General features: G+C 22.7%; 9 protein-coding genes. 7 read left to right on the top strand and 2 right to left on the bottom strand.

The features are described 5' to 3' along the window. Nucleotides 1-242 precede the first annotated feature (242 nt). The 3 genes from rpmH to yidC are packed head-to-tail and all read left to right on the top strand — an operon-like array spanning nucleotide 243 to nucleotide 2,491. A complete protein-coding gene (rpmH, locus tag QEG99_RS04310) occupies nucleotides 243-386 on the top strand; it encodes a 50S ribosomal protein L34 (protein WP_280101959.1) in 144 nt (47 codons plus the stop codon). A gap of 13 nt (nucleotides 387-399) precedes the next feature. Next, nucleotides 400-732 carry a ribonuclease P protein component gene (rnpA, locus tag QEG99_RS04305; RefSeq protein ID WP_280101958.1) on the top strand — a complete coding sequence of 111 codons (333 nt, stop codon included), beginning with the start codon at nucleotides 400-402 and terminating at the stop codon, nucleotides 730-732. Continuing rightward, nucleotides 716-2,491 (top strand): membrane protein insertase YidC, encoded by a 1,776-nt coding sequence (yidC, locus tag QEG99_RS04300; protein WP_280101957.1) that lies wholly within the window; start codon nucleotides 716-718, stop codon nucleotides 2,489-2,491. The genes rnpA and yidC overlap by 17 nt, the downstream gene beginning before the upstream one ends. A gap of 121 nt (nucleotides 2,492-2,612) precedes the next feature. On the opposite strand, the gene rpsD is transcribed toward yidC, so the two are convergent. Beyond that, nucleotides 2,613-3,212, bottom strand: coding sequence for a 30S ribosomal protein S4 (gene rpsD, locus QEG99_RS04295; protein ID WP_280101956.1), 600 nt, complete (start codon nucleotides 3,210-3,212; stop codon nucleotides 2,613-2,615). 184 nt (nucleotides 3,213-3,396) lie between these two features. Between rpsD and QEG99_RS04290 the strand changes: the two genes are divergently transcribed. Both QEG99_RS04290 and thiI read left to right on the top strand, forming a co-directional pair. Next, the gene (locus QEG99_RS04290) at nucleotides 3,397-4,992 is read left to right on the top strand and encodes a hypothetical protein (protein WP_280101955.1); all 1,596 of its coding nucleotides are present in this window, start codon (nucleotides 3,397-3,399) and stop codon (nucleotides 4,990-4,992) included. Next, entirely contained in the window at nucleotides 4,992-6,137 is a 1,146-nt protein-coding gene (gene thiI, locus QEG99_RS04285) for a tRNA uracil 4-sulfurtransferase ThiI (protein WP_280101954.1), read from the top strand. The genes QEG99_RS04290 and thiI overlap by 1 nt, the downstream gene beginning before the upstream one ends. A 97-nt stretch (nucleotides 6,138-6,234) precedes the next feature. Here thiI and QEG99_RS04280 read toward each other — a convergent pair whose 3' ends face one another. Next, nucleotides 6,235-7,368, bottom strand: a complete 1,134-nt coding sequence (locus QEG99_RS04280) for a hypothetical protein (protein WP_280101953.1) — start codon at nucleotides 7,366-7,368, stop codon at nucleotides 6,235-6,237. Nucleotides 7,369-7,545: 177 nt separating this feature from the next. Here QEG99_RS04280 and QEG99_RS04275 point away from each other — a divergent pair, with 177 nt between their 5' ends. Continuing rightward, nucleotides 7,546-8,385 (top strand): hypothetical protein, encoded by an 840-nt coding sequence (locus QEG99_RS04275; protein WP_280101952.1) that lies wholly within the window; start codon nucleotides 7,546-7,548, stop codon nucleotides 8,383-8,385. Nucleotides 8,386-8,389: 4 nt separating this feature from the next. Next, nucleotides 8,390-9,040, top strand: coding sequence for a hypothetical protein (locus QEG99_RS04270; RefSeq protein ID WP_280101951.1), 651 nt, complete (start codon nucleotides 8,390-8,392; stop codon nucleotides 9,038-9,040). The last annotated feature ends 169 nt before the right edge of the window (nucleotides 9,041-9,209 follow it).

The raw sequence follows: 9,209 nt of genomic DNA, 5'->3' as shown, positions 1-9,209 counted from the left end.
TTAATTTTTTATCAACAAGTTTTAAACATAAAAATTCGTAAATTTTCGTATCTTTTTTTAAAATTGACAATTTCAACAAAAAGATATTGACATATTTTTTTAAATATCTATATTTTTTCGTTTTTTAAAATTGGTTGTTTTTTCTTCCTAAAATAATAAAATTTGTTATACTTTTTATTATTTATAATATTAAAAATATTTATTCAAATAATTAAAAATTTTATTTTAAAATAAGGAGAATTATGAAAAGAACTTATCAACCAAATAAGAGAAAACATGTGAAAACACATGGTTTTAGAGCTAGAATGGCTACTGCAAACGGAAGAAAAGTGTTATCTAGCAGAAGAGCAAAAGGCAGAAATAGATTAACCGTTTCTGAAGCTTAATTAGAAATTTAAAATGAAAAAAGAAAATAGACTTAAAAAAAATTGAGAATTTCAGGATGTTATTAACAACAAAAAACAAATAGTTACTAAAAGTTTGATTTTGTATTATAAATCATTTAATATTTTTCAAATTGGTATTTCCGTTCCTAAAAAATTTTCAAATGCTGTAAAAAGAAATTATTACAGAAGACAAATTAAGTCAATATTAAATAAAATTAATTACAAAGAAATTAAATTTCAAATAGTTTTAATTTTAAGGAAAGGATTTCTGAATCTCTCCTTTCAAGAAAAAGAAAACGAGATTATTAAAATTTTTAGGAGGTTAGGAAGTGGAGAAAAAAACTAAAAAGCCCAAATCCTATGACTTCTTCAAAGGTAAAGAAAACCCAAATGAGCAAAAGGGTGTTTTTGCAAAAATATGAAAATGATTTAAAATTTTTATTTATGCATTTATATTCGGAACATCATTAACAGGGTGTATTCAGTCCTTTGTTATTAAATCTTCAGTTCATACAGGAGCAGGAATAGAATTTTATAACTCTTCAGATGCTATTTCTCCAAATGCTGTTGTATTTAGAAAAGAAACAAATAGCGAAGGAAAAGAAGTTATAGTAAAGAAAAAAACTAATGATAATTTTTATGTTTCAAATCAAGATGAAGTAGGAAAAAATGTAATTTCCGAGCTCAAAAAACAAGCGAATGGAAAATATGGTGATTGAGCCAATTACAATGCTTTAATTTTATTTCAAAATGAAAAAGGTGAATACGAATATGCCAAAGGTGATGAAACTATGGCAAAAGAGTATTTATTTATAAACAGTTCAATGAATGAATATAATCAAAAATATAATTGAACAGATATTAAATTCTTAAGTGCACTTGGCGAAACTATTAAACACGAAGAAGAATATGTTAATAAAGCAGATCCTAATGTAAATTCTTATATTTGAAAAGTAAATAATCAAATAGCACCAAACGAAACTAAATTGGAAAATAATAACAAATTTTCTCGAGACTTTATACATTATTTAAATTCTAAAATATTGACATTTGATGAATTTAAAGATGGAAAATTAGATAGAGCGATAAGCGAAATAGAATTAAAAGGTCGTGGTGCTTCGCAAGAAAATATTGATATTGTTAAAAATTACACCAAAACTTTAAAACCGATTTTAACAGATGCAAGATATACAAAAATATATAATAACGAACTTCATTTAGAAACTTCTAATTTAAAAGATCGTGTAACATTTTATGAAGCAATTCCTTATTCACTTGGAGAACCTCAAAAACCAGTGGTAACTTGAGGAGATTCTTGAGGATTAGGTCCATTTTACGGTTTATTTATTTGACCAATGTCAAAAATAATGATCGCACTAGCTGATTCAATGTCCTTAATGAGCACATTCGGTTGATCTTCAATAATTACAATCTTAATAGGTGTTTTAATCACTAAAATAATTTCGTTTTCATTTAGATTTAAATCGTTGTTTAGTCAAAACAAACAACAAGAATTACAAGTTAAAAAAGCGAAAATAGATGCTAAATATCTACCGCATAAAGGTAATAAACAAATGGAAGCGAGGCAAAAACAAGAAATTGCTGATTTATATAAGAAAAATAACGTCAGTCCTGTTGAGCCCTTTAAACAACTATTAATAACAATGCCAATTTTTATTGCTATGTGGAGAATTTTACAAGGAATTCCAAGCATTAAAGCAACCACTTGATTAGCAATGAATTTATCTTCAACTTCGTGACAAGAATTATTTGGTGGAAATTGAATTTATTTACCAATATTACTAATAACAGCAATAATTCAAATTGTTCAACAAATTCTTCCAAGAATTCTTGCTAAGAAAAATAAAACTTACTTGATGAACGCGGCAGAAACGGCTGCTATGAAAAAACAACGAAAAACTCAATTATATACTGGTGCAATATTTTTATTTATGGGTCTTATGTTCCAAGCTTCGATTCAAATTTATTGAATTTTTGGTGGATTATGAGAAATAGGGCAAATATTATTTGTTCATTATTTCCAAAGAACAAAATTATTTAAAGAAAAAGTACGCCCTTGAATTAATAAAAAGAAACCAGCATAAAATTTAATATAAAAAAATGCAGACTTTAAACATCTGCATTTTTTAAAATTTAAATTTAATTAAATTTTCACTTGTATATAAAAACCCATATTTAACAACACTATTAAATATGGGTAATTTATTATTTATTATAGAACTCAACAATTAGGGCTTCGTTAATTTCTTTATTTAATTCTCTTCTTTCTGGAAGTCTTAATAAAGTTGCTTTAAAATCTTTATATTCAATTCATTCTGCTTTAACTCTTGTTTCTAATGCCGAAAGAATTTGTGCATTGTTTCTTAGTTTTGCTTTTAATTCTACAACATCATTAACAGATACTTGCATTGAAGGAATATTTGCTTTTTTACCATTTAAAGTAAAGTGTCCGTGATTAACTAATTGTCTTGCTTGTCTTCTTGTTTCTGCAAAACCTGCTCTATAAACAATATTGTCTAATCTTGTTTCTAACATTTGTAAAAAGTTAGTTCCTGAAACACCTTTACGCTTTAAAGATTTAAAGTATGTATTTTTAAATTGTCTTTCGTTAATTCCATACATAAAACGAACTTTTTGTTTTTCATATAAGTGTAATCCGTAATCTGACAATTTAACCCTTTTATCTCCATGTTGCCCTGGGGCATAAGTTCTTTGTTTACCTTTAGCAAACTCTTTTCCTGTTTCTAAAATAGAAAAACCCAATCTTCTGGATTTTTTAAATACAGGACCTAAATATCTTGACATTTTTTCCTCTTTCTGCATTAAAAGAGTAAGAATAATTCTATATCAGGATTTTAAATCTAATGATTTCGGCATCCAGCAAGCTTACTCTCAAATTTAAAACAAATTTAAAAAAACTTGACATATATTAATTCTGCTGTGTTTAATGCTTAAATATTTTACAATAATTTTGTATAATTAAAAGTAAATGAAACAATTTTTATTTATTGCACTAGGATTTTTAATTCTTTTTTTAATATTACTATTACCAATTATAGTTATAAGTATTAAAAAAAGATATGTTTTAAAAATTAAAGAAAAAATTGATGAGTTAAAAAAACATCAGTTATTTTTAAAACATAACGAAATAGAAACACTTATTAAACAAGTGTATATTTTTTTAAGACAACAAAAAAAAGAACAGTTAGTTAAAGAATATTTTGAAAAAGAAAAAAAATATTTAAAATACGATAATAAAATTCAGGAAAACCTAAATAAAAAATATGAAAAAATGAAAGATCTTTTACATATAGAAAATGAAATTAATAAGTTTTTAAAAATTCGTGAAGATTTTATTAAAGTGATTAAAAAAGAATTTAATTATATTTTAAAAAATAATGAAGCCATTTTAGGCCATTTAAGCAGTTTAAATAAAGACTTACATAAAGCAACAATTTTTTATAAATCGTGTAAAGAAGATTTTGCTCACGATAGTAATAATATAGATTTTTTATTGTCGGAAATAGCTAAAAACAATCGCGAAATCCAAACAACTTATTTTTTAGATAAAAATATTGATAGCAACTTTAAATTATTAATAGAAAATCAAAAAAAAATTTTTAATTTATTTTCTATATTAAATTATTCTTCTTATTTGAAAGTTGTTTTAAACGAGAATTTAAATGAAGAATTTAATAAATTAAAAAGATTTTATCAAGAAAATAGCGACTTGATTATCGATTTTCCATACAAATGAAATAATGTTTTTTCAGAATTAACAGAATTAAGTAAACAAGTTAAAAAAGAACACGAAAATTTTAATTTTTCTAAAATTAATCAAAATATAACTGAAATTTACAAAAAAATTTATCAAACAGAATATCAAATTTTAAAAGAAAGAAAGGCTAAAGAATTAGTTTTAAAAAATCTTTTAGTTTTAGAAAAGCATAAAAAAAATTGAATTGATATAGTTGCGAAAATTGAATTTGCTTTTCCATTTTTAAAAACAGAGTTATTTAAAATAAAATCTAGATTATTTAATATGACATTTTCTAAAATACGTAATAATGAAATTTCTTTTTTTGAAAGAAGAAAATATTTTTCTCTTTATATAAATGAATTTATTAATATAAAATCACAAATTGAAAATATTTTAAAAAATAAAAACGAAAATGATGTTTGACTAATTAAAAATATTAACGAAACATGAGATGATAAAAATAAAATTTTAGAAAATTCCTTTTTAAAAATCGAAAAAGAAAATTTACTTTTATCTGAAACTGAACAAAAAGCTTTAACAAAAATAAAAAAACTTGTTTTATTAATGAAAAATTTCAGTTCTAGTGATGAAAAACTTATATTAAATAAAAAAATTATTCAATCAATTGATGAAAATCATAAAATTTTTTTAAAGCTTGTGGATAAAATAATATTAAATAATTTATTTTTAAAAGTAAATAGTTATAGAAAATTTAAAAATAAATTAGATGCAACTATGAGAATTGCTGAATCTTCTTATGCTCAAGGAAAATATGATGATAGTTTAAAAACAATTACAAACTTTTTAATTCAGGAGAATAAATAATGTACGATTTAATTTTGATAAGATATGGTGAACTTGTTTTAAAAGGAGGAAATAGAAAGCAATTTACTAACACCTTAAAACAAAATATAATAAAGCAAGTAGGAGAAGTTCCGATAGTTGCTTTTGATAGAATGTACTTAAATTATAGCGAAGATAATTTACGAAGATTAAACTACGTTTTTGGAATTTCTTCTTTTTCCCCTGTTAAAAAAGTTGAAACTAATATTGAAAAAATTAAGGAAATAGTTTTGCAAGAATTAGATCCTAATTCTAAAACATTTAGATTAAATTGTCACAGAAATTGAAAAAAATTCGAATATAACTCAGAACAAATTATTAATATAGTCGCATCACAAATTTTAAAAAACACTAATAAGAAAGTAGATTTGTTTAATTACGATGAAAAAATTAACATCGAAATTAGAGAAAATTATAGTTATATTTTTAATAAATCTTATAAAGGTTTAGATGGATTACCTGTTGGTATATCAGGAAAAACGCTCCATTTAATTTCCGGAGGAATTGATTCCCCTGTTGCTGCATATGAATTGATGAAAAGAGGAGTTCATGTTGATTTTCTTTCGTTTATAACACCGCCACACACTGATGATAAAACAATAGAAAAAGTAAATAGAATCGTACAACTTTTATCAAATTATCAAGGTGGCTCGAAATTATTTCAAATCAATTATACTGATTTAATGAATTATATTGGTTTTGTTTCCGATCAATCGTATAAAATAAATTTAATGAGAAGAAGTTTTTATCGAATAGCAGATATAATTGCTAAAAAAGGAAATTATTTAGCAATTTCAAATGGTGAAAATTTAGGTCAAGTTGCATCACAAACGATGGAATCAATTTATGTAATTGGAAGTCAAACAAGTTTACCAATTTATCGACCGCTATTAACTTTTAATAAAAATGATACAATCAAAATAGCACAGAAAATTAAAACATATGAAATTTCTATTGAAAAAGCAAATGAAGCATGCGAAATTTTTGCTCCCAAAAGACCTGTTATTAAGCCGACATTTATTCATGCTGAAAAATTAGAAAATGAATTAAGCGAAATTAAAGAATTAGAAAATCAAGCAATTGAAACAAAAATGACTTTTAGTCGTTTTAAAAACATTTTACAATAGACAATAAGTTAAAAAAGAAAATTAAAACGGACTTTTTCAAAAAGTCTGTTTTTTATAATTGAAAAATAAAATTTTATTTTTCTTAAATAATTTTACTTTACATTTTACAATCATTAATCATTATAAGTAAAATATAAACTAAAAATATATTGTTTATTAAATAGAAATTATTTTTAGATCCCGGAATTAAAATGACCTCTTTGTCAACGTTTTTATTTATTCGATATTTAATGGACAAATTATCTAAAATGAATTTAAATTTACTATTTTTGTTTATAATAACCAATTCTTTTGTTCAATTTTTACTTTCATATTTTTTAATCACAATTTCATTATTTATATTATTTAAATTAAACATTAATTTTATCATCGGAAAAATAATGTTTATTTTTTCTATATAAATTTCGTTTCCATTATTTAAATTTGAAAATTGAGAGTTTTTATTATTTTTAAAAATGTTATTAAGAAACAAATGCTTATTGATTAATAAGTCATCAATAGCCTTCATAAAAATTTCGTAATATAAGTGAGTTGGTTTTAATAATGAAAACATTTTAATATTTACTTTTTTTGGTTCGATTTCGCTCATTAAAGAAATTTTTCAATTATTTTTAGAATAATATGGCATTTGATTTTCTCGATGATAAAAAAACCAAAAAATATAATTACTTAAAACATAATCAAATATTATTCGATTTCTATCGATAATGAAATTATTAAAAACTTCTTTGTTTTTAACAAAATTATCGAAATCATTGAAAGTATTAAATATCTTGATTATACTAAAATCTTTTCTTTTTCAATAATTTGCACTTAAAAGCGTTCCGATCTGAGCGATTTTTGCCATAATTGCATATTCTTTGCTCACTATGTAAATATTTTTAAAAAATTCATTGTAATAATGGTTTTTAATATTTTTTGCCAAAATTATTTCGATTTCAATAATTTCATTATTAAACATTATTGAAATTTTTTTAAATACTTTGTTAGTGCTATAAATTTTAATAACATTTAATTTAGAAATTCATAAATCTACTTTATCATTTAAATAGTTTGAATTTAAATTAGAATCATTTAATACAACAAAGTCTAAATCATTTGGTTCTCTATTTATTAATTTATGATAATTTAGAGCAAAACTCCCTTGAACTATTAGTGTTATATCATTAAAAATATCACTCATATTTTGAGAATTTCATTCAAGAAAACTTATTAGTAATTCTTTTTTCACTATAAAATAATAGCATTTTATTTCTTTTTATATAAACACCAAACTTTATTTTTTAATATTTTAAATAAAAATAGCATTTTAAAAAATGTTTACCTTTTTTACTTTTCTATATCTTATAATTAAATTATAGATATAAAAATTATCTATAAAAAGAAAAAAGGAGAAATTAAAAAAAATATGAAAACAACTTTTTCATTACTAAATTTATCACAACTAACAACAGGAATCGTTGTGCCGATTCATAATCAAACACGGGAGCAAAATAATGATTTAAAAACTATCTATAGCGACATTTTATTTTTTGATGCTATAAACAAAATGGATAAAGGCGAAGGAAATGTATTTAAAAATGATTTCGTTCATTTTATTAAAGAGTTAGAAAAAGAAGATTATCAAAATATTAATAAAGAAATGAAATTAGACATTTTCATTTCTAATGATCAAAAAAATACATTTTTAGAAATTTATAAAAATAATAGTTTATTTTACCAAGAAGCAGAAAAAACTTACATGGTTTTTCAAAGTCAAAGAGCACTATTTTCTTCCCGTCAAAGAATGTCTATTTCAAGTTGAATAAATATTTTAGAAAACAAATTTTTAAGCATTTCTGATGAACCATCATTTTCTAATATAATGGGGATATTTGGACTTATTTTTGCTGGTGGTGCTTCAATAGTTGCTGCACCTTTCACTGGGGGCACAACTTTAGCTATGCTTGCCGTTGGAGGGGGAGCTCTGGGTTCTTCCATTGGTTTTAGTTTTTGAGAAGGTAGCAGAATAAATAGTGCTAAAAGAAAAAAAGAATTTCTTAAGTTAATTTTAAGAGAATATAGAACACTTTATGATTTTGTTTTGGAAAGCAATGATTATCAAAAAGAATCAAAAATAAAAAGTTTATTTAAAGAATATGCAAAAAAAGTTAATAGTGTATTTCCAAATTTAATCGACTTTGAAGATTTTGAAGTTAAAACAAACACAGATCTCTTTTATGATTATGAAATATATGGTGGTTATTAATTAAATGAAACAAAACAAAAAACCAACAATTTCCTTATATCATTTTATAAAAAGATTGATTTATAATTGAAATACATTATATTTTTCAATTTCAATTTTGATTTTATTTTCAATTCTAGCACCAATTGTGTGGATTTATACCAATAATGGAAAAATCGATTCTCTATTGTTTCTTTTTATTGGATTAACCAGTTTATTATCTATTTTTCGTTTGACAAAAGATATTCAAATTTGCTTTATTTATCTAAAAATGATTGATAATAATTTACTTAATACTGATGATGAAATAAGTAGAGAAAAAATAAAACAGATTTTAATGTTTTATAGAAAATATATTATTGTTTCAGAAAAAAGAATTAATAGTTTTTTGAACACATACAATTTACTAACTGATCTTAATGATCGAAAACTTAAATCATATTATGTAGAATCTAAAGTATCTACTGGGTTATTTTGCTATCCTATAATATTTGGGATAATGTTGATAATTGGTAGATATACACTTTTCAGTCATATTATATCTTTGGAAAACATTTTTATTTGACTTTTTTTCTTATGACATTTTGGCTGAGTTGTTATAATTGCATTAATTCAATCAGCAATTGAAGTATTTATTACAAGAAAAAATAAAAAGCATTTTGAATTCGATTTATAAATCTATTTGTTTTAAATATTTTTAAATAATGAAAAAAGAAAAATTTTTTTAAAAATACACCTTAATTAATCAAGGTGTATTTTTAAAATCGTTTAGATTTTAAAATTTGCATTTAAAATCCTTTATTTTTATAAGTCTTTACATTTTTAAATTAATTATTATATAATTT

The sequence above is a fragment of the Mesomycoplasma lagogenitalium genome, from assembly GCF_029854295.1.
GTDB classification, from domain to species: Bacteria; Bacillota_I; Bacilli_A; order Mycoplasmatales; family Metamycoplasmataceae; genus Mesomycoplasma_A; species Mesomycoplasma_A lagogenitalium.
This window is presented reverse-complemented; position numbering and strand designations above follow the sequence as displayed.